At 68.4% G+C, this 20,290-nt stretch carries 19 protein-coding genes, 1 pseudogene and 1 riboswitch; of the genes and pseudogenes, 2 read left to right on the forward strand and 18 right to left on the reverse strand.

Going from position 1 to position 20,290, the window contains the following annotated elements:
• From A8G15_RS02215 to A8G15_RS02250, 9 genes and pseudogenes are all read right to left on the reverse strand, one after another.
• Entirely contained in the window at nt 1-771 is a 771-nt protein-coding gene (locus tag A8G15_RS02215; RefSeq protein WP_068154912.1) for a DUF1684 domain-containing protein, read from the reverse strand.
• Entirely contained in the window at nt 768-2,138 is a 1,371-nt protein-coding gene (locus tag A8G15_RS02220; protein ID WP_068154914.1) for an NtaA/DmoA family FMN-dependent monooxygenase, read from the reverse strand. The genes A8G15_RS02215 and A8G15_RS02220 overlap by 4 nt, the downstream gene beginning before the upstream one ends.
• Before the next feature lie 13 nt (nt 2,139-2,151).
• Entirely contained in the window at nt 2,152-3,258 is a 1,107-nt protein-coding gene (locus tag A8G15_RS02225) for an LLM class flavin-dependent oxidoreductase (RefSeq protein WP_068154915.1), read from the reverse strand.
• Complete coding sequence (locus A8G15_RS02230) at nt 3,248-4,843, reverse strand: dipeptide ABC transporter ATP-binding protein (protein ID WP_068154917.1); 1,596 nt, start codon at nt 4,841-4,843, stop codon at nt 3,248-3,250. The genes A8G15_RS02225 and A8G15_RS02230 overlap by 11 nt, the downstream gene beginning before the upstream one ends.
• Nucleotides 4,840-5,736 carry an ABC transporter permease gene (locus A8G15_RS02235; protein ID WP_068154919.1) on the reverse strand — a complete coding sequence of 299 codons (897 nt, stop codon included), beginning with the start codon at nt 5,734-5,736 and terminating at the stop codon, nt 4,840-4,842. The genes A8G15_RS02230 and A8G15_RS02235 overlap by 4 nt, the downstream gene beginning before the upstream one ends.
• Nucleotides 5,729-6,739 (reverse strand): ABC transporter permease, encoded by a 1,011-nt coding sequence (locus A8G15_RS02240; protein ID WP_068154921.1) that lies wholly within the window; start codon nt 6,737-6,739, stop codon nt 5,729-5,731. Before A8G15_RS02240 ends, A8G15_RS02235 begins: the two co-directional genes overlap by 8 nt.
• 3 nt (nt 6,740-6,742) lie before the next feature.
• Nucleotides 6,743-8,371: an ABC transporter substrate-binding protein gene (locus A8G15_RS02245; RefSeq protein ID WP_068154922.1), complete on the reverse strand. Its 1,629-nt coding sequence runs from the start codon at nt 8,369-8,371 to the stop codon at nt 6,743-6,745.
• Between the two features lie 179 nt (nt 8,372-8,550).
• Nucleotides 8,551-8,645, reverse strand: a riboswitch (SAM riboswitch).
• Between the two features lie 295 nt (nt 8,646-8,940).
• A pseudogene (locus A8G15_RS31640) lies at nt 8,941-9,205 on the reverse strand (hypothetical protein); the annotation flags it as partial.
• Between the two features lie 38 nt (nt 9,206-9,243).
• Nucleotides 9,244-9,609 (reverse strand): SpoIIAA family protein, encoded by a 366-nt coding sequence (locus tag A8G15_RS02250; RefSeq protein ID WP_068154924.1) that lies wholly within the window; start codon nt 9,607-9,609, stop codon nt 9,244-9,246.
• 323 nt (nt 9,610-9,932) lie between these two features.
• Here A8G15_RS02250 and A8G15_RS02255 point away from each other — a divergent pair, with 323 nt between their 5' ends.
• Together A8G15_RS02255 and A8G15_RS02260 are read left to right on the forward strand one after the other, a co-directional pair.
• Nucleotides 9,933-10,706, forward strand: a complete 774-nt coding sequence (locus A8G15_RS02255; protein WP_068155093.1) for a sulfite exporter TauE/SafE family protein — start codon at nt 9,933-9,935, stop codon at nt 10,704-10,706.
• A 65-nt stretch (nt 10,707-10,771) separates the two neighbouring features.
• A complete protein-coding gene (locus tag A8G15_RS02260; protein WP_068155095.1) occupies nt 10,772-11,530 on the forward strand; it encodes an HAD-IIA family hydrolase in 759 nt (252 codons plus the stop codon).
• Nucleotides 11,531-11,631: 101 nt separating this feature from the next.
• On the opposite strand, the gene A8G15_RS02265 is transcribed toward A8G15_RS02260, so the two are convergent.
• The 9 genes from A8G15_RS02265 to A8G15_RS02305 all read right to left on the reverse strand — a co-directional run bounded on the left by A8G15_RS02265 (nt 11,632) and on the right by A8G15_RS02305 (nt 20,188).
• On the reverse strand, nt 11,632-12,384 hold the full coding sequence (locus A8G15_RS02265; RefSeq protein WP_068154926.1) for an MspA family porin: 753 nt from the start codon (nt 12,382-12,384) through the stop codon (nt 11,632-11,634).
• Between the two features lie 62 nt (nt 12,385-12,446).
• Nucleotides 12,447-13,211, reverse strand: a complete 765-nt coding sequence (locus A8G15_RS02270; protein ID WP_068154928.1) for an MspA family porin — start codon at nt 13,209-13,211, stop codon at nt 12,447-12,449.
• Nucleotides 13,212-13,684: 473 nt separating this feature from the next.
• Nucleotides 13,685-15,028: a bifunctional adenosylcobinamide kinase/adenosylcobinamide-phosphate guanylyltransferase gene (gene cobU / locus A8G15_RS02275; protein ID WP_068154930.1), complete on the reverse strand. Its 1,344-nt coding sequence runs from the start codon at nt 15,026-15,028 to the stop codon at nt 13,685-13,687.
• A complete protein-coding gene (locus A8G15_RS02280; protein ID WP_068154931.1) occupies nt 15,028-15,810 on the reverse strand; it encodes an ABC transporter ATP-binding protein in 783 nt (260 codons plus the stop codon). Before A8G15_RS02280 ends, cobU begins: the two co-directional genes overlap by 1 nt.
• Nucleotides 15,807-16,835 (reverse strand): FecCD family ABC transporter permease, encoded by a 1,029-nt coding sequence (locus A8G15_RS02285; protein WP_068154934.1) that lies wholly within the window; start codon nt 16,833-16,835, stop codon nt 15,807-15,809. Before A8G15_RS02285 ends, A8G15_RS02280 begins: the two co-directional genes overlap by 4 nt.
• Nucleotides 16,832-17,761, reverse strand: coding sequence for an ABC transporter substrate-binding protein (locus tag A8G15_RS02290; protein ID WP_425415058.1), 930 nt, complete (start codon nt 17,759-17,761; stop codon nt 16,832-16,834). Before A8G15_RS02290 ends, A8G15_RS02285 begins: the two co-directional genes overlap by 4 nt.
• 318 nt (nt 17,762-18,079) lie before the next feature.
• Nucleotides 18,080-19,303 (reverse strand): O-succinylhomoserine sulfhydrylase, encoded by a 1,224-nt coding sequence (locus A8G15_RS02295; RefSeq protein ID WP_068155099.1) that lies wholly within the window; start codon nt 19,301-19,303, stop codon nt 18,080-18,082.
• Complete coding sequence (locus A8G15_RS02300; RefSeq protein WP_068155097.1) at nt 19,300-19,710, reverse strand: rhodanese-like domain-containing protein; 411 nt, start codon at nt 19,708-19,710, stop codon at nt 19,300-19,302. The genes A8G15_RS02295 and A8G15_RS02300 overlap by 4 nt, the downstream gene beginning before the upstream one ends.
• A gap of 46 nt (nt 19,711-19,756) precedes the next feature.
• Nucleotides 19,757-20,188 (reverse strand): Rv0361 family membrane protein, encoded by a 432-nt coding sequence (locus A8G15_RS02305; RefSeq protein ID WP_068154938.1) that lies wholly within the window; start codon nt 20,186-20,188, stop codon nt 19,757-19,759.
• Nucleotides 20,189-20,290: the final 102 nt, after the last annotated feature.

Raw genomic sequence — 20,290 nt, forward strand, 5'->3', positions numbered from 1 at the left:
TCACTGTTGATTTCGCGGGTTGCGTTCGCCGGCCTCGACGGCGAACGGGAGACGGTTCTCGGCCGGCGCGACCGGGCAGGTCGCGGCATCGGTGAACGCGCACGGCAGGTTCTCCGATCGCGTGAAATCGAGTGTGACGGAACCGTTCTCGCCGGGCACGCCGATGTCGAGTCTCCGGGCCGCCCGATAGGTGGTGACCCCGCTGGTGGCGTCGGTGAACAGCACCCGCAGCGGCCCGCCTGTCTCGCCGAACGCGACGAGCGTGTGCTCACGGCCGTCGTGATCGAACCGGATGAGCCCGGCCGCGCGGTGATGATGTTCGAGACCGTCGACGACGGCACCGGTCGTGACGGTCCGGGCTTCGCCGAACGCCTCGAAGCGACCCGCCAGAAGCCACTTCGCGTCCGGTTCGTACACCGGCACTCCCGCGAACGCGGCGAGCGCGGGTGCGTTCCGGTCGTGGATGCGGATCGCGAAACGACCGGTGCGGCGGATGATCTCGACGTAGCCGGCCTCGAACTCCACCTCGACTCCAGGGGCGCCCTCGACCGGGGTGTGGATCTCCGGCGCTTCGCCCCGGACGTGCACGACGGTGTCGCCGTCGGTGTTCCAAGTGCCCGGCGCCCCGTCGTATTCGGCGGGGGTCTCGTCGAGCCAGTGCAGGGCGGTGAGGCTGAGCCAGCCCAGCGGCTGCCGCAACGCGTCGTTGCGCGCCGCGTGCCACCGTCGCCAGTCGTCGACGAATCGGGTGCGGTCGAGTGTTGCGGTCACGATGCTCGGACTCCTTCGGTCGTGGCGTGCGGGTGGCGCAGCCCGAGGTGGCTGCGGAGGGTGGTGCCGTCGTACTCGGTGCGGAAGCTGCCGCGTTCCTGCAGCAGCGGGACGACGGTGTCGACGAACTCGTCGAGGCCACCGGGGGTCAGGTGCGGAACCAGGATGAAACCGTCGCTCGCGTCGGTCTGCACGTAGTGGTCGATCTCCGCGGCGACCTGCTCGGGGGTGCCGACGAACTGCTGCCGGGCCGTCACTTCGATGATGAGTTCGCGGATGCTGAGGTTCTCGGCCTCGGCCTTCTCACGCCATGCGTGCGCGACCGCCCGCGGGTTCTTCGCGTGCCGTACCCGTCCGCGCGTGATGTTCACGTCGTCCTCGGGGTCGACGTCCGGCAGCGGCCCGTCCGGGTCGTAGCCGGACAGGTCCCGGCCCCAGACCTGTTCGAGGAACGCGATCGCGGTCTGCGGTCCGACCTGCTGCAGCCGGATGTGCCGGGCGCGTTCCTCCGCGTCGTCGGCACTGTCGCCGAGGACGAACGCCGCGGCAGGCAGGATCTTCAGGTCGTCGTGACTGCGCCCGTATTTCGCGAGCCGGCTCTTGACGTCGGTGTAGAACGCCCGGCCTTCCTCGAGGGTGCCGTGGCGGCTGAAGATCGCGTCGGCCTCGGCGGCACCGAACTCGCGGCCCTCGTCGGAGTCACCGGCCTGCAGCAGTACCGGGTGCCCCTGCGGACTGCGCGGCACTTCGAACCGCCCGGTGATGTCGAACTGGGTGGTGTGCAGGTCGAACGAGGCGAGGTCGGTGTCGGCCGCGAAGATCCCGGTCGCGCGGTCGACGACTGGAGCACCGGGCCGCCAGCCGTCCCACAGGGTCCGCACGACGTCGACGACCTCCCCGGCGCGCACGTACCGCTGCGAATGGTCGAGGTACCCGCCGCGGCGGAAGTTCTCGCCGGTGAATGCATCCGACGACGTGACCAGGTTCCACGCGGCGCGGCCGTCGGACAGGTGGTCGAGGGTCGCGAACTGTTTCGCCAGCTCGTACGGCTCGTTGAACGTGGTGTTGATGGTGCCGGCCAGCCCGAGGCGGGTGGTCGTTCCCGCGAGCGCCTCGAGCACGGTGAGCGTGTCGGGGCGGCCGACGACGTCGAGGTCGTGGATGCGGCCGCGGTGTTCGCGCAGCCGCAGTCCCTCGGCGAGGAAGAAGAAGTCGAACAGACCGCGTTCGGCGGTGCGCGCCAGATGCACGAACGACTCGAAGTCGATCTGGCTCTTCGCATCCGGATCGGCCCACACGGTGGTGTTGTTGACCCCGGGAAAGTGCGCGGCGAGATGAACCTGCTTACGAACAGTGTTGCGTGACAAGGTGATCGATCCTTCAGTGAGCGGAAGCGAAGCGATTGGCGGGGCGGGGCAGGCCGAGCCGGTCGCGGAGGGTTCCGGTTGCGGACACGACCGCGGGACGGACGACGGGCAGGACGTTCTCGACGAGGCGGGGCAGGGTGGACGGAAGAGCGAGGGGTCGCAGTGTCACTCCGTCGACGCCTCGTATGTCCTGCAGGAGTTCGACGGTTCCGGCGGCAGTGCCGACGTGGACGATCGTGTCGGAGACGTACTGCGTTCCGGTCCACGCGTCGAGTTGCGCGAGGGCGGCGACCGCGTCGGTATCGGTGGCGCCGAGCAGCAGGTCGACGTCGAGCAGAACGAAGACCGGGCGATCCCCTGCGGCGGTCCGGATGCGGGTGGCGAGATCGGCTGCCACCTCGGCATCGGTTGCCCGAATGCGCACGAGGTCTGCTCGTCGTGCGGCGAAGTCGAAGGATTCTTCGCCGGTGACCGTCACCGCGACCAGCGGTTGCCCCTGCGGGGACCTCGGCACGATGGACGACCCCTTGACGGAGAAGTACTCGCCGGTGAAATCGATGTAGTGGACCTTGTCCCGATCGATGAAGCGGCCGGTGGCGACGTCGCGGATCTCGGCGTCGTCCTCCCAGCTGTCCCACAATCGCGCCGCGACCTCGGCGGCTTCGCCGGCTTCGGCCCACAGTGAGACGACGTCCTGCTCGCCCTTGCGGCCGAACAACGCGACCGGCCCGGCGCCCGGCGTCACCGCGACCTCCCAGCCCGCGCGGCCGAGGGTGGTGTGGTCGAGGGTCTGGATCGCCTTGGCGACGTGGAACGGTTCGGTGTGGGTGACGGTCGCAGTGGGCACGAGTCCGATGCGGGTGGTGGCCGCGGTGAGACGGGCGGCGAGCCCCACGGCTTCGAGGCGGCCGCGCACGGTGGACGTCTCCGAGGCGATACCGAAGGTGTCCGGGAAGAACGCGAAGTCCACGCCGGCGCGGTCGGCGGAACCGACGAGGCCGGTCCAGTAGCGGGACGTGAACAACTCCTCGGCGCGCGAATCGTCGCGACGCCACGACGCGGGGTGGACGCCGGTCCCGGCGAATTCGACGGCGAGCAACAACTCTGAACTAACCGACATGATGGACCTTCCCTGGGATGGCCTCGAGCAACGTCTGGGTGTACTCGTGTTGGGGGTTGTCGAAAATCTCTGCGGTGGAGCCATATTCGACGACCCGGCCGGCGCGCATCACGGCGACGGTGTCGCTGATCTGCCGGACGACGGCGAGGTCGTGTGAGATGAACACGTAGCTGAGCCCGAGTTCGGTCTGCAGCGCGGCGAGCAGGTCGAGGATCTGGGCCTGGACCGACACGTCGAGCGCCGAGACCGGTTCGTCGAGCACGAGCAGATCGGGTCGCAGTGCGAGCGCCCGGGCGATGGCGACTCGCTGCCGTTGCCCACCCGACAGTTCCGCGGGCTTGCGGTCCAGGTGCGCCGTCGACAGCGCCACCTGATCGAGGAGGCGTCCGACGTGTTCGGTGCGCTCGGCTCGTGTGCCGATGCCGAAGGCATCGAGCGGTTCGGCGACGATGTCGCGGATCCGCAGTTTCGGATCGAGCGACGCGTACGGGTTCTGATGCACGATCTGCACCCGGCGGCGCAACGCCCGCAGTGCGCGTCCGCGGAGGCCGGTGATGTCGTCACCGTCGAACCGCACCTCTCCCGTGGTGGGACGCTCGAGCCGGATCGCGATCCGCGAGACGGTGGACTTGCCGGATCCGGACTCTCCGACCAGCGACAGGGTGCCGCCGCGCGGAACCTCGAACGAGACGTCGCGCACGGCATGCAGCGACGACCCCCGGGCGATGCGGAACGTCTTCGACACGTTCGAGACCGTGAGGATCGGGGCCGCCTTGCGCAGGGCGGGGCGTTCCGGTGCCTCCGCAAGACTCGGTGCCGCCGCGACGAGCGAGCGCGTGTACTCGTGTTGCGGGTCGGCGAGTACCCGCGCGGCCGTTCCTGTTTCGACGACCCGTCCGGCCTTCATCACCACGATGCGGTCGGCGCGGTCCGCAGCGACCCCCAGGTCGTGGGTGATGAGCAGCACTGCCGCGCCGGTCTCGGCGATTCGCGCGTCGAGGTGGTCGAGGATGCGGCGCTGCACCGTCACGTCGAGCGCGCTGGTCGGTTCGTCCGCGATGACGAGGTCCGGGCGGCACGCGAGGGCGATACCGATGAGCACGCGCTGACGCTGCCCGCCCGACAGTTCCTGCGGGTACTGCCCGGCGCGCAGTTCCGGATCGTCGAGGCCGGCGTCCTCGAGGATGCGCAGTGTTTCGATCCTGGCCGTGCGCCGGTCGGCGAGACCGTGGATCCGGAGCACCTCGGCGACCTGATCTCCCACGCGGAGGACGGGATTGAGCGAGGTCGTCGGATCCTGGGGAACGAACCCGATGCGTGCGCCGCGGAGGCGCTCGAAGGCACGCTCGGGCAGGTCGTTCAGCCGGGTGCCTTCGAAGGTCACCGATCCCGCGGTGACCCGTCCGGTGCCGGCGAGCAGACCGATGATCGCCTGGGCGGTCGTGGACTTGCCCGACCCCGATTCGCCGACCAGCGCCAGCACCTCGCCACGTGCCACGGTGAGATCGACGCCGTCCACCGCGACCACCGGTTCGCGTGCCGATCCGTAGGCGACCTGCAGGTCGCGGATCTCGAGCAGTGTCATCGCGCGCTCCTGTCCTCGACGGCGTGACCGACGCGGTGGGCGGAGAGCACGACGGCCACGATGACCAGGCCCGGCAGCGTCGTCATCCACCACGCCGTGGCCAGGTAGTTGCGTCCCTCCGAGATGAGCGACCCCCACTCGGGAGTGGGCGGGACGGCTCCGAAACCGAGGAAGCTCAGCGACGACACGGCGAGCACTGCCATCCCGAATTCCACGGCTGCAAGGGCCGTGACGGGTGCGTACGAGTTGCGCAACACGTGACGGCGGAGCACGGTGTGCCACCGGACGCCGCATGCGAATGCCGCTTCGACGTACAGGGCCCTGCGTACTCGCAGTACTTCCGAGCGCATGACGCGCGCGAAGTTCGCCACGAGGCTCACACCGACCGCGATCGCGACGTTCATCGTGCCGAAGCCGAGTGCGGTGACCAGCGCGAGCGAGAGCAGCAGCGAGGGGATGGACAGCAGAACGTCGACGATGCGCATGAGTGCCGCGTCGAGGGCACCTCCGACCGCACCGGACAGGAGCCCGAAGAGCGAACCGACGAGCAGTGCGATCCCGACAGCGACGAGTGTCGCCGTGAGTGAGAGCCCGGCGCCGTGCACGACGCGCGTGTAGACGTCGCGGCCGAGATTGTCGGTGCCGAACCAGTGTGCGGTGCTCGGTCCCTGCAGTTTCTCGGCGGGCACGCCCTGCAGCGGGTCACCGGAGGCGAACACCGACGGAAACAACGCGAATCCCACTGCGAGAAGCAGGACGACCGAGGAGACCGAGAGCACGGTATTCCGTCGCAGCGCCGCCGCGACGGACGCGACACGGAACGTTCTGTGCGAGGCCGGTTCCGGCGGCGGCGAGGCCGCCGGTGCCGTCACGCGGATCAAGGTGTCAGACACGTGCTTCGACCTCCGGGAGAGTGTCGTCGTGAGCCGGGCGCTCCTCGGCCGATGCCGCGGCGTTGCGTTCGATGCCGTGCGTGATCCGCGGGTCGAGGAGGGGATAGAGCAGGTCGACGGCGAGGTTGACGAGCACGAAGACGGTGGCCGAGGACACGACTATTCCCTGCACCACGGGAATGTCCTGCGCCATCACCGACATCTGGGCGAGCCGTCCGATACCGGTGCGGGAGAACACGGTTTCGACGACCACGGATCCCGCGAGCAGGTTGCCGACGATGACGCCGGCGATCGTGAACGCCGGGATGCTCGACAGCTTCAGGGCGTGTCGCGCCTGGATGCGCAGCCGTGATGCGCCTTTCGCGCGCGCGGCCTCGATGAACGGCTGCCGCCAGGTCGTCTGCAGGCTCGTCGCGAGCACCTGCGCGATCACCGCGCCGGTGGGCAGTGCGAGCGTGATCGCCGGAAGGATCACGGTTTCGATGCCCTGATCTCCGAAGGCAGGGAACAGTTTCAGTCGGAACGAGAAGAGTTGCAACAGGATCAGGCCCACCCAGAAGGTCGGCACGGCCACCCCGAGAGGGGGAAGCGAGAACAGCAGGTTCCGCAACCATCCGGCACGTGTGTAGGTCGCGAGGAATGCGACCGCCGTGCCGAACACCAGGGCGAGCACCAGTGCTGTGCCCGCCAGTACGAGAGTGCTCGGCAGGGCAGCCGCGATCGCGTCGGTCACCTGCTGACCGGTGGAGATGGAGATGCCGAAGTCACCCTGGACCGCGTGGCTCAGCGCATTCCAGTACTGCACCGGGACCGGCTGATCCAGGCCGTAGCGCGCCTGGAGCTGTTCGATCGCAGCGGCATCGACGGGGGTGCCGGCGTCGGCACCGGCCGCGATGCTCACCGGATCGGACGGCAGCAGATAGAGCACCGCGAACGACACCGTGAATGCCGCCCACAGCACACCGACGGCCTGGAACAGGCGGAACCCGAGGTAGCGCACCATGTTCTACTCGCTCAGCCAGGTGTCGAAGAACTGCAGCCGAGCCGACGCCTCGAACTTCAGGTCCGCCACGTTCGGTCCGGCACCGATCGCCTGCGACAGTTCGACGGTGGGGATCCACAGGCCGTTGTCGAGAACGAGCTGCTGTGCCTGCTCGATGAGGGCGGCACGAGCATCCGGATCCGTCGTGGACAGTTGGCGGTTCAGCACGTTGTCGAGCTCGGGGATCGGGCCACGCCGGTTGAGGTTGCGACCGTCCAGGCCGAACGCGGTGCGCAGGATGTCACCGTCGGCGCGGGTGCTGTTGTAGTAGGTCGACTCGTAGTCACCGGCATTCTGCCGGGCGGTGCTCTCGGGAGTGGAGACGAGGTCGAGCTGCAGGTCGATGCCGACCGCACGCAACTGCTGCTGCACCAGTTCGAGAATCGCCTGGTTGCCGGCGAACACGGAGCTGAAGAGCACCGGGAAGCTCAGGCGCTGCCCGTCCTTGACGCGGATTCCGTCGGGGCCGGGCACCCAGCCCGCGTCGCCGAGGATCTTCTCCGCTTTCTGTGGGTCGTGGGTGACGTCGGCGAGTTCGAGATATCCGGGAGTCGCGGACGCGAGGGTGCCGGCGGCGGGGCGGAAGTCGGGACCGAGGACGGTGTCGACGAGTTCCTGCCGGTCGATCGCCGGAATCAGTGCGCTCCGGACGGCCGGATCGGCGAGTACGCCGCGGCTGACGTTGGGCTGGAATCCGAACGGAATGCCCGGGTTCGGCGTGGTGAGGATGCGGCCGCCGGCACCTTCGATCTGCGGGGCGTCCTGCGGTAGCGCATCCGAGATCCCGTCGAGCTGCCCGGACGCGAGCGAGCCGGTGCGGACTCCGGATTCGGGAACGATGGTGAATTCGATCCGGTCGAGGTACGCCTCACCGTCGTGTCCGAACGCCTCGGACCCCCACGCATATCCAGCACGCTTGACGAGCGTCGCGGACCTGTCCTGCTGGTAATCCTCGTAGACGAACGGCCCGGTGCCGGAAAGCTCTCCCGCGCAGCGCTCCTCGGCACTCTTCGCGGTGTCCGCAGCCGAGAGCAGACCGAGTTGGTGGCTGGCGGTGGCCTGCAGGAAAGGCGCGTTCGGAGCCGAGAAGTTCACCTGAGCGGTGCGGTCGTCGACGACAGTGGTTCCGGTGTACCCCGCGAGGAAACCGACGGCCTGGGGTGCCTTCACTCCGCCGAGGGTGTTCACGATCGCGTCGAAGTTCTTCTTCACGGAGTCCGCGGTGAACGGGGTGCCGTCGCTGAAGGTCACCCCGTCCTTCAGGCGGAAGGTGAACTGCGTGCCCTCGGCGTTCGATTCCCAGCTCTCCGCCAGCCACGGCACGATCGCACCGGTCTCGGGATCCTGGTCGGTGAGCGAGTCGACGACCTGCCGGGCAACGTAGATGGTCTGGTTGCTGCCGGCCTGAGCCGGATCCGCGCAGGTCGGTGCCTGCGACAGCCCGTACCGCAGAGTGCCGCCGGGCTGTGGATCCCCGCTGGGCTCCGAGGTCGCCGCAGTGCCGGACCCGCACGCGGTCAGTGCTGCGCCCAGCACAGCCGCTGCAGCCGCCGTGACGACGAGCCGGGACACAGAAGAGGACAAGATGGACAACGACGGGCTCCATGATCTGGACAGTGCACCGGCGGCGTGACGCGAGCGGCGCCGGCGGGCGGAAGGAAGGTGGATTCGACGCGGATCTCAGCGACCGCGACACCTGGCCCCGCAGTGGCGGCACAGGTCGACGTGGATGCGTTCCCACGCATCCACCAGGCCGTCGCTCGTCATCTTCTCCTCCATCGTTCCCGGCGGTAGCACCCTCACCTGCCGGAGCAGGGGGTTGCTGCGACGTCGTCGAGCCAGGTCTCTCGGTCGCTCTGGATGGTCGTTGCAGACGGTAGCGACCTCCCGGTCCACGGAATACCTTTTCCGTCATCGCGATCGAAACCTGTCCGGCGATACCGGCGGTCACCGGCGGCAGCGCGAATGTGGTCATTCGCCTCGCAAGGGCACCGACGACACCGCGTGTTCGCGATGCCACGGGGAAAAACGGGCGGGGAGAAAACGTATGTGTGGGGGTCTCCAGGTCGCTCCGGTTGGTTCGTTCCGAATCCAGGCGTCCGGGCGCAACCGGATCACCTTTCCCTCGACGCGATTCGAATTCTGCCTCGGCCGGGGATATTCGCCGAATCGATCTGAGCCGACATGTTGAGCAGGCCGTGGACCTGGGTGGCGGCGTTACCCGGTATCCGGTTGTTCAGTCCCTTCGGTGCCTGCGTGGTGAAGACGAGACCCAGACCGGTAATTGCGGGCCTGGGAGGCGAGGGCCAGCGTGCTCAGCGTGCACGCGCTGGTCTGGCCGGACGGCGCGAACGTCTGCGCTTCGTCCATCACGAACAGACCTCCCAGCGGTCGTTCACCGGCAGGGTTCTTCTCGATCCAGGCGAACGGTTGACGAACCCTACAGCCGGCAGGGCCCGCGGAGTTCAGCCGGTTTCGGCCGCCCACGCGATCGCGGCGGTGCGCTCGGCCAGCGGGAAGCGCTTGAATTCCCCGGGCGTCATCCACCCGAACAGGGAAGTCACGGTGACCATCCAGTCCAGGTCGGTGACGAGCGCGATCCGCTCCCAGCGGGTGAGGTGCTCGACGCCGAGTTTCATGTCGTCCCATGCCGCGCCCGCGGAGACCCCGTCGAACCGCTCGAACACCAGCACTATCCGGATTCCGCCGCCTCGATCGCAGATTTCGCGCACGGCGGGCATCAGCACGTTCTCGTAGTCGGAGGCTTCGAGCCGGCCCACCGCCTCGAAGCCGAGGACACCGTCGGGTAGGTCTCGGATCGGTTCGAGCATGGCGACAACGGTACCGCGGCGGGCTGCCGGACAGAGCCGATTGCGGCAATCGGGCCGGGTACTTCTCGAACGGGTGCGGCCCGATCGCCTCGGCGGGGCGCCCGGATTGGACAGGGCGGAGTCCCGGCCGCGAGATACAACGCGACCGCTTCGGGCTGCCGCCAGCCGGTGGTCAGGTAGATTCGAACGTTCTTCTCGCGCACCCCTCCCGCGCGCGGGTGATGGGAACCGATATTCGGTCTGTCCGGGTGAAGGTTCCCCCCACCGGGCAGCGCGAGGTGGACGGTGAGGGACGACGGCGGCCGGTCCGTAGACTCCTCGCGGTGACTGCGTTCGAACTGTTTCTCGTCGCCCTCGCCGGCCTGGGTGCCGGCGCGATCAACGCCCTCGTCGGCTCCGGCACCCTCATCACGTTCCCGACTCTCGTGGCGTTCGGTTTGCCGCCGGTGACTGCGACGATGTCGAATGCGGTGGGGCTCGTCGCCGGTGGCGTGTCGAGCACGTGGGGATACCGGCGCGAACTGCGCGGTCAGTGGCCGCGTCTGCGCTGGCAGATTCCGGCATCGCTGACCGGCGCGGTCCTCGGGTCGTGGCTGCTGTTGCACCTGCCGGAGTCGGCGTTCGAGACGATCGTGCCGGTCCTCATGGTGCTCGCACTGATTCTCGTTGTGCTGCAACCCAAACTGCAGAAGTGGGTGCTGGCGCGGGCCGGCGGGAACCGTGACGACCACATCGGACCGGTGCGCATGACGATTCTCGTCGCCGGCACCTTCGCCATCGGTGTGTACGGGGGCTATTTCACCGCAGCGCAAGGAATTCTGCTGATGGGCCTGTTCGGTGCGCTGCTGCACGACAACATCCAGCGGCAGAACGCGGCGAAGAACCTGCTCTCGCTCCTGGTGAACATCGTCGCGGCCACCGCGTACACCCTCGTTGCGTTCGACCGGATCGACTGGACGGTCGCCGGGCTCATCGCGGTCGGTTCGCTGATCGGCGGCGCGCTGGGTTCGCGCTACGGCCGGCGGCTGTCGCCCGCGGCGCTGCGCGGCGTCATCGTCGTCGTCGGCCTGATCGGCCTCTACCGCCTGCTGGCGTGAGCGGATGAGAAAATGAAGCGGTGAGTACACCCGAGGACAACACCGCCACCGCCTGGACCTATCTGATGGACATGGACGGCGTGCTCGTCCACGAGGACGCACTGATCCCCGGCGCGGACGCCTTCCTCGGCGAACTGCGTTCCAACGGAACACCGTTCATGGTCCTGACCAACAACTCGATTCGCACTCCGCGTGATCTGCGCGCCCGGCTGCTGCGCACCGGCCTCGACATCCCGGAGGAATCGATCTGGACGTCGGCGCTCGCGACCGCGACATTCCTCGCGAACCAGCGACCGGAAGGGACCGCCTACGTCGTCGGCGAATCGGGGCTGACGACAGCACTGCACGACATCGGATACGTGCTCACCGACCGCGACCCCGACTACGTGGTGCTCGGCGAGACCCGAACCTACTCGTTCGAGGCGATCACCACGGCTATCCGGCTCGTGGAGCGCGGCGCCCGGTTCATCGCGACGAATCCCGACCCGACGGGCCCGTCACTCGAGGGGTCGCTGCCGGCGACCGGTGCCGTCGCCGCGTTGATCACGCGAGCGACCGGCCGCGAACCGTACTTCGTGGGCAAACCGAACGCGCTCATGATGCGGTCCGCCCTGCGCGCGATCGGTGCGCATTCGGCGTCGACGGTGATGATCGGCGACCGCATGGACACCGACATCGTCGCCGGTCTCGAAGCGGGACTTCAGACGCTGCTGGTCCTCACCGGCATCTCGACGCGCACCTCGGTGGAGCTGTATCCCTACCGGCCGACGCGGATCGTCGAGTCGGTCGCGGATCTGGTCGGCCGCACCACGAATCCGTTTTGACGTCGCCTCCCGGCCCCCACCGGGCCGGAAGGCGACGACGCCCCGCCGCCGAGAGGATGAGGCTCTCGGTGGCGGGGCCGGCTACCTGTCGGAGTTGCCTGTCAGCCGATGCTGAAGGGCTGTCCCCACAGGGTGACCTGCTGGGTCGCCGTCGCGGTGTCGACGGTGACCTTCACGAAGCTGCGGGCCTGGGCGTAGCCGGCGCAGCCGGAGATACCCACGGTCGAATCGGCCCACGTGACGCTACCTTCGGTGGCCTTCGTGACCATCGAGAAGGGGCGGAACACCCGCTCGCCGAAGGAGTTCTCCTGCTCCACGGAGAGCACGTAGAACTGGCTGGTCTTACCCGGGGACAGCGTGATTCCCACGTTGGCGCTCAGCCCGCCGGAGCCGTTGGAGGTGTTGGAACCGGCAGCCACCACTGCCTCGCCCTCGGGCGTGTCCACGATCGTGGTCGTCGAGGATGCGCCCGCAGACCCATTCGCGCCGCCACCTGCACTACCGGTGATGTCCACCTGGCAGCCCACAACGTAGCCCGGCATGATGCGGAAGTAGTTGACGTTCTTGGCGCCGGCGCCCGACAGCTTGACCTGAGCCGAACCGGACACCCACACGTTGCGGTGGACCGGGGTCGAGCCCATCGACGGGTTGATGTTGGCAGACTCGCCCGTGGTCGAGACCGTGACAACAACGTCGCCCGGGAGGGTCTGGGTGATCGAACCGTCCTGCAGGGGAACGAAGGTGTCGGCGTTGGCCGCACCGACGGAGGTGAAGCCGATGGCGACGGCGACAGCGGCGCCGATACCGGCGGCGCGGAAACCGCGGCGCAGGCCCTTGGTGATGCTGGTCTTCATGTCATCTCTCTCGAGTTCGTGGCTCGCGTGAGCGAGAAATCAGTCAGGGACTGGTGCGGCGGTCAGCCGATGCTGAACGGCTGGCCGTACAGAGTGGTCTTGACGTAGTCCTTACCCACGACCTCGAGGACGGTGTAGGAACGAGCCTGTGCGTAGCCGCCGCAGCCCATGGTGCTGAGCTCGGAATCCTGGTACTGGACCGTGTAATCCGTGTCCTTCTTCGTGATGTCCTTACCCTCCAGGTGCACGAAGACCACCTGGCCCGGCTGCAGCGGGACGTTGAGGGACGCCGAAGGGCTGATTCCGCCGGACGAGGTCCCTGTGCTGATCGCGGTCCCGGCCGGGCCTGCAGTCGTACCGACCAGAAGGTCCGTCAGGGAAGAGACCACGTTGGTGTTGAAGTTGATACCGAGGTTGCCCTTCAGGCCCGAGATGTCGACCTGGCAGCCCACGATGTAGCCGGTGTTGATACGCGAGACGCCGTGCGTCGAGGAGTTGTTGGTCCCGTTCAAGGGCGAGGTGCTGCCGTCGGTCTTACCCGGGGTGGACGGGATGTCGACGTTGACTCGTGCAGTCACCGTGCCGGACACCCAGGCGACGCGGTTGGCCGGGTTCGCGGCCATGGAGGGCGAGACGAGCGCGCTCTCCGCGGTCCGGGTCACCGTCGCCTTGTCACCCGGAGCAGTGATTTGCCCGTCGGGCAGGGGAACGAAGGTGTCGGCGTTCGCTGCGCCGGCGGACAGGAATCCCAAGGCGATGGCCGCGGCGGCGGCCACGCTTCCGATCCGGGCGCCACGGCGCAGACCGGACGTGTGCTTCTTGCTCAATTGGTACCCCTACTCAGGTGTGTGCGGTGCCCGTCCTCGGGGGAGGGGCACGGTCGAGCGCGCCGATCTCCGGGCAGCGAAGATCGACTGTGGTGTGTGACAGTGTTGGGCGTCGCTCGAAAGTCCTCTTGCGCAAAGGACCTCGACGCGCGTTCGACTGTTCGCCCTAAGGGCACTGTGGCCGTCCCGCAACCCTCCGGCCTCAGTTCGTGACGAACGATAACACGCTCTGTGAGTAGTACCACTAACGATTTCACAGCTATGATTCAGATCACTTTTTCGACTCGAATTCCTAAAGAAAACCCAAAGAGGCACCGATCGCCGGAACGCGACAGGCCAGGGTAATTGGACCGAATATTACTGTCCAGTAGTCACTTTCGACATCGATGAGAGCGCTCGCTATCGGAGAGCCCTACATCGTGACACATCACAAGGCGATAAACCAGGACGAGTCCCAGTGGACCCTCGATCCGTCAGCGGAGGCGCATCGGGATGCCCGCGACGACGAGGGACACCGAGTCCGAGATCTCCGCGACCCTCGCGTTCAGCCGGCCGAGCTGGTCCCGGAACAGCCGGCCCGACGCACTCGCCGGAACCACCCCGCTGCCGACCTCGTTGCTCACCGCGACCACCGGCACGGCACAGGCCGCCCACGCGGCCAGCAATTCCTCGACGTCTCGTTCGACGGCGGCGATATCCCCGCCCGTCCACACCTCGTGCACGTCCAGCCTCGCGGTGAGCCAGGTACCGAGACAGTCGACGAGCAGCGGTCGGGTCGCCGCCCGCAACACCTCTGCGACATCCGATGTCTCCACGGTGCACCAGGATTCGGGCCGGCGTTCGCGATGCAACGCGACCCGGGCCGCCCACTCCGCATCCCCCTCGCGGGTCCCGCCGGTCGCCACGTACGTCACCGCCGGATGGGCCTCGAGCAACTGCTCGGCGTATCGGGACTTCCCGGATCGGACGCCGCCGAGAATCAGTGTCCGCTGCACTGCACCGTCTTCGAACACGGAAGGACCCACCCGAACCACTTCCCCGTCGTTGCCGACCCTCGCACCGCACCGGTTCAATCGGCTGCGAACCTGCGCGATCGGCGGATTGTGATGCCCGAGGTGCACCGCCACCACATCGGTGGCGTCGACGACCGCGTCGCACATTCGCAACGTCGCCACGGTCTCCTCGAATGCCGCCAGCGTGTGGTGACCCGCGCCGAGATCCGCACGGTCACCGAATGTTTCCTCGAGGAACACGGCGTCGAACTCCGCACCGCGCACGCCCTCGAACCACTCTCCGGGCAACGGTCCGGTGTCGCACGCCCAGAGAATACGGGCGTCGGGGCCGGCGACGTCGTAGAGCACGGCGTCACCGTCCTCGAACACCTGGTGCGTGGCGGCGAGCACCCGGACCCGGTAATCGCCGACGGTCACCACATCCCCCGCCGTCACCGGCACGAAACGCACCGGATCGTCCGGCCCCGTCCAATCCCGGCACGCATCGACCGCGGCGGCCGGCCCGATCACGTCGACGGTGAACCCGGCCTCGGCCCACGACCGGAACAGCAGTGCCTGCGGTCCGAGATGATCGGTGTGTGCGTGGGTGAGCAGAATGTGCCGGACCCGCGCCAGACTCCTACCGTGACGCAGCGCCGCGCGCGGAACTTCCGGCCCGCAGTCGAGCATCAGCACATCGTCGATCAGTGCCGCGGTCTGCCCCCGGATCTCACCGTGTCGTGCCGCGTCGTGGCACGAGGCGCACGTGCAGAACGGGTTGGGCCATCCGTCCGCGGCTCCGGTGCCGAGCAGCACGATATCCATCATGTCTCCTTCGGAGGGTGACGCAGGGGAAGGACCGCGAATCCACCTGGGCGATCGAGAATTTCGACCCTCGCCCCGTAGACCTCGCCGATCCGCTCCGGGGTGAGAACTTGCTCGGGCGGTCCGTCCGCGACCACGCGGCCGGAGTCGAGCAGCACCAGCCGTTCGCCGTACTGCGCGGCGGAAGTGAGATCGTGCATGGCGGCGAGCACCGTGAGATCGCCGTCGCGGCGCAGCGAATCGATCAGGTCGAGAACCTGCTGCTGGTGACCGATGTCGAGGGCGCTGGTCGGTTCGTCGAGCAGCAGGACCCGGGGCTGCTGGGCGAGGGCACGCCCCAGCACCACCCGTTGCAACTCACCGCCGGACAGTTCGGTCGCCGGCCGTGACGCGAGCGCGTTCAGATCGAGCCGGTCGATCACCGAGTCGACGACACCGCGATCGTCCGGGCCGCCGGTCGCGAATCTCGGGACGTGCGGGGTGCGGCCGAGCCGGATCAGCTCGCGGACCGTGACCCCTTCGGGGACCACGGGCCGCTGCGGCATCAACGCGACCACCCGGGCGATCGCGCGGCGGCCCGCGCCGGGCGTCAGTCCCGCGATGCGCACGTCACCGGAGGACGGCACCAGTCCGGCCAGGGCATGCAGCAAGGTCGTCTTCCCCGCGCCGTTCGGCCCGAGGATCGACACCCACTCCCCCTGGCGAACAACGAGATCCACCGAGTCGACGACGGTGACTCCGGCGCGTTCGACGGTGACGGACCGGCACTGGACAGCGGTCACGAGACCCCCCTGCTGCGGCGGAGGACGAGCAGGAAGAACGGTGCTCCGATCGCCGCGGTCACGACACCGATGGGCAGTTCCGCCGGAGACATCACGGTGCGGGCCGCGACGTCGGCGAGCACCAGGAACGCCGCGCCGGTCATCAGCGACAGCGGCAGCAGCAACCGGTGCCCGGGTCCGACGAGCAGCCGGACCGCGTGCGGCACCACGATCCCGACGAACCCGATGAGTCCGCTGACACTGACGACCGCAGCGGTGCCGAGCGTCGCCACACACACCAGCACCAGGCGGACCCGCGCCGGGTGCACACCGAGGCTGGCCGCTTCGACGTCGCCGACGGCCATCACGTCGAGGGTGCGGCGGTACAGCAGGATCGCGGCGGTCGCGACCACGACGTACGGCAGCACGACCACCACATCGGACCAGCCGTCCGTGCCGAGCCGGCCCAGCAGCCACGTGTAGACCTGGCGGAGGCTGTCGTCGGACAGTTGCTGCGCGAACGTCTGCGCCGCGTTGGTGAACGCCGCGACCGCGACGCCGGCGAGGATGATCACCACCTCGGACCGGGCGCCGCCGACGGTGCTTCCCAGCAGATAGGTGGCGGCGACGGCGAGCAGTCCGCCGACGAACGCCGCGACGGGAACACCCACCATGCCCAGGACCCCGCCGAATGCGATCGCGAGGGTCGCGCCGAGTCCCGCGCCGCTCGAGACACCGAGCAGATAGGGGTCGGCGAGCGGATTGCGGAACACCCCCTGGTACGCGGCGCCGGCGACGGCGAGCATCGCACCGACGAGCGCCCCCAGCACGACCCGCGGCATGCGGATGTTCCACAGGATGGCCTGCTGCCTCGCCGACAGACCACTGTCGATGTCGACGAAGGGCAGGGCGTCGAGCAGTTCGAGCAGGACGCCGCGCACGGTCAGGCCCGCGGGACCGACGAGGATGCCGACGAGCAGCGCCGCGACCAGCACCAGCGCCGCCCCGGTCAGCACCAGCGCCCGGCGCCGCGGCGCCACGGTCACGACGTGGGCTGCGCGGCCGGCACCGCAGCGGCTGTCGCGGCGAGATCGCGGAGCAGATCCACCACTCGCGGTCCCCAGCGGCTCGCGATGTCCTCGTCCAGCACGTGGATGCGGCCTTCACGGACGGCGGTCAGCTCACCCCAGCCGGCGCGCGCGGCGACCGTCTCCGGGGTGACCCCGCAGCACTGGCCGTCCGCCAGGAAGATGGCGTCGGGATCGGATTCGAGGATGTATTCGGCGGACAGCTGCGGGTAGGCGTCGGGGCCGGTCGCGATCGACCGGAAACCGACGAGCCCGTACAGGTAACCGAGGAAGGTGTCGTCGGCGATGCTGTAGTAGGTGTCGTCGAGCTCGTGGTAGTAGGTCAGCGGCTCGTCCCGCTGCGGCACCCCGGCGAGGATCTGCTCGATGTCGGTGCGCATCGAGGTTGCCAGTTCCACGGAGTCACCGATGTGCCCGGTGGCGGCACCGACCTGCTCGATCTGGGTGTAGATGTCGTCGAGGGTTTCGGGGGCGGGCAGCAGCAGCGTGGGCACGCCGGCCTTCGCCAGGCCTGCGACGACGTCGCCGTTGTCGTCGGTGGCGACGACCAGGTCCGGTTCGTATCCGAGGATCGCCTCGACGTTGGGCGTGTAACCGGACAGGTCCGTGACGGGGGCCTGCGGCGGATGGTCGGACTGGTCGTCGACAGCGACGACCTGGTCCCCCGCGCCGACGGCGAAGAGCATCTCGGTGGTCGTCGGGGCGAGCGACACGATCGCGTCCGGGCGCTCCTCGACGGTGACGGCCCGGTCGCCGGATCCGACGGTGACGGGAAACGTTCCGTCTACCGTGGGCGTGGAACCGCCCGCGTCGCTTCCGGCGTCGTCCGCACTGCTGCACGCCGTCACGATCACGGCGAGCGCCGCGACCGACGCGCCGAGCATCCGGCGCACGCGAAACCTGGTGGTGGGCACAGCCATCCTCCGTTCGGAGGACGAAAACAGTACGGCTGCAACGGGTGTCCGTCGCGGCACGTCACCGTCCTTCGTCCGAGGACCAGTACGTGACCGCAGCGACAGCCGATCTGACTCGTCCGGCACGCGGCCGGCTTCACAGTTGCGGGACAGTGCCGGGTTCACACCGGACTTCGCCGTGACGCTGCGGGACCCCGGCCGAAGCGGTCGGGGTCACCCGCAGCGTATCGCAGGGCACGTGTGCACCCGCCGGTGCAGTACCTGCACGTGCAGCGGCGGGAGCAACGCCTAGCTCAGTGCCTGCTGGAGATCCTCGAGGAGGTCCTGGGGATCCTCCAGGCCGACGGACAGTCGCACCACGCCGTCGGCCAGGCCGATCGCGGCTCGTCCCTCGGGGCCCATCGCGCGGTGCGTCGTCGTCGCCGGGTGTGTGATGAGCGACTTCGCATCACCGAGATTGTTGGAGATGTCGACGATCCGCAGCTTGTTGAGCAACTCGAACGCCTTCTTCTTGCCTTCGCCGTCGGCGGCGGCAAGTTCGAAGGTGATGACGCTGCCGCCACCGCTCATCTGGGACCGGGCGAGCTCGTGCTGCGGATGCGACTCGAGGTAGGGGTACTTGACCCAGTTCACCGCGTCCTGGCTTTCGAGGAAGCGGGCCAGTTCGAGTGCCGTGTCCACCGAGCGCTGCACGCGCAGCGGCATCGTCTCGAGACCCTTGAGCAGCGTCCACGCGTTGAACGGGCTCAGCGACGGACCGGTGTGGCGGATGAGCTGCTGCACGGGTCCGTCGATGTAGTCCTTCGGGCCGAGGATCGCACCACCGAGCACCCGGCCCTGGCCGTCGATGTGCTTGGTCCCCGAGTAGACGACGATGTCGGCGCCGAGGTCGAGGCTGCGCTGCAACAGCGGAGTGGCGAAGACATTGTCCAGCACCACTTTCGCGCCGGCAGCGTGTGCCATCTCGGAGACCTTGCGGACATCGACGAGGGTCTGCATCGGATTCGACGGCGTCTCGAAGAACACCGCGGTGGTCGGCACCGACAGTGCCTTCTCCCACTGGTCGAGGTCCTCACCGTCGACGAACACGGTCTCCACGCCCCAGCGGGGCAGGATCTCGTTGCACACCACGAAGCACGAGCCGAACAGGCTGCGAGCGGCGACCAGCCGGTCGCCCTTGCCGAGCAGCGCGCCGAGCGCGGTGAACACCGCGGACATGCCGCTGGCGGTCGCGTAGGCGCCTTCGGCGCCGTCGAGCAACCGGAGCCGTTCCTCGAACATCTTCACGGTCGGGTTGCCGTACCGCGAGTAGACGAAGTGGTCGACCTCGCCGGTGAAGGCCTGCTCGGCGGCCTCGGCGGATTCGTACACGAATCCGGAGTTCAGGTAGAGCGCCTCGGAGGTCTCCTCGAACCCGGAGCGCAGCAGGCCGCCGCGGACACCGAGAGTGGCCGGGCGCACCGAATCGGGCAGTGGCCGCTCGAACGCGCCACCCTGGGGAATTGCACTCACGACTGCCTCCACGGCAGGCCCGCGGCCCGCCAGCCCTCGGCGCCCCGATGCCCTTCGGGGTCGAGGGCGCCTTCGAATCCTTCGAGAACGTTGTAGGACGGGGTCAGGCCCGCAGCGGTCGCCGTGACGGCGGCACCGATGGAACGCTGCCCCGAGCGACACAGGAAGATCACCGGTCCGCCGTCGATGCCGGCCGCGCGCAGTTCGTCCACGAACCGCTCGTTCGGCGCACCGGTCGGGTAACCGACCCATTCGACGAACACCGTGCGGCGACCGATGGACGAGGTCTCGGGAACCCCGACGTACTTCCATTCGGCGTCGGTTCGCACATCGACGAGCACGGCATCCGGGTTTTCCTGCAGCAGCTCCCAGGCTTGCTGCGGCGTTATATCACCTGCGTAGCTCACCACACCAGCTTTTCACAGGCGTGGCGCCGACGACGAGGCGGGCGGATCACGCGGTGCAGATCCGCCAGTTGCCGTCCACCCGGGTCAGCGACCAGACGCTCGCCTCCTGTTTGCCGTCGGCCGTGGCGCGGACCTCGACGCGGCCGCGGTCCCCGTCGATGTCGACGGTGCCGAATTCGTCGACGCGGACCTCGCCGTCGACGTCGGCGAGCGGCGCCTGCTCCGCGGGCAGCTCGGCACAACGCAGCCGGGTCATGGTGTCACCGTCGTCGGCGTTGTGGGCCCGGACATAGTCGTCGACGGTCCTGGACACCAGGTCGGAGTCGCTCACGGATTCCTCGGACGGTCCGAATACCTGCCCGGCGACGACGGCGATGATGAGCACGACCACGACGGCCAGCGCACCGAGGAACGGGCCGGCGCTGCCGCGTTCCGGCTCGTCGGGGTCCGGTTCGGGTGCGGGTCGTGTGTCTGCCATGCCCCCGATCCTAGGTGGGCGTCGATCGCCGCCGGTCGGGGCATATTTGCCTGAATAAACCCTCTCGAGGTAGGAATTGCCCATGGCCTCTGCACACCTCGT

Source organism: Rhodococcus phenolicus, assembly GCF_001646785.1.
Classification (GTDB): Bacteria; Actinomycetota; Actinomycetes; order Mycobacteriales; family Mycobacteriaceae; genus Rhodococcus; species Rhodococcus phenolicus.

Excerpts from the sequence above, each read along its gene's own strand:
- A8G15_RS02225 (WP_068154915.1), bottom strand. The coding sequence starts at position 3,258 with ATGTCGGTTAGTTCAGAGTTGTTGCTCGCCGTCGAATTCGCCGGGACC.
- A8G15_RS02230 (WP_068154917.1), bottom strand. The coding sequence starts at position 4,843 with ATGACACTGCTCGAGATCCGCGACCTGCAGGTCGCCTACGGATCGGCA.
- A8G15_RS02240 (WP_068154921.1), bottom strand. The coding sequence starts at position 6,739 with ATGGTGCGCTACCTCGGGTTCCGCCTGTTCCAGGCCGTCGGTGTGCTG.
- A8G15_RS02250 (WP_068154924.1), bottom strand. The coding sequence starts at position 9,609 with ATGCTCGAACCGATCCGAGACCTACCCGACGGTGTCCTCGGCTTCGAG.
- A8G15_RS02260 (WP_068155095.1), top strand. The coding sequence starts at position 10,772 with ATGGACATGGACGGCGTGCTCGTCCACGAGGACGCACTGATCCCCGGC.
- A8G15_RS02265 (WP_068154926.1), bottom strand. The coding sequence starts at position 12,384 with ATGAAGACCAGCATCACCAAGGGCCTGCGCCGCGGTTTCCGCGCCGCC.
- cobU (WP_068154930.1), bottom strand. The coding sequence starts at position 15,028 with ATGGATATCGTGCTGCTCGGCACCGGAGCCGCGGACGGATGGCCCAAC.
- A8G15_RS02290 (WP_425415058.1), bottom strand. The coding sequence starts at position 17,761 with ATGCTCGGCGCGTCGGTCGCGGCGCTCGCCGTGATCGTGACGGCGTGC.
- A8G15_RS02305 (WP_068154938.1), bottom strand. The coding sequence starts at position 20,188 with ATGGCAGACACACGACCCGCACCCGAACCGGACCCCGACGAGCCGGAA.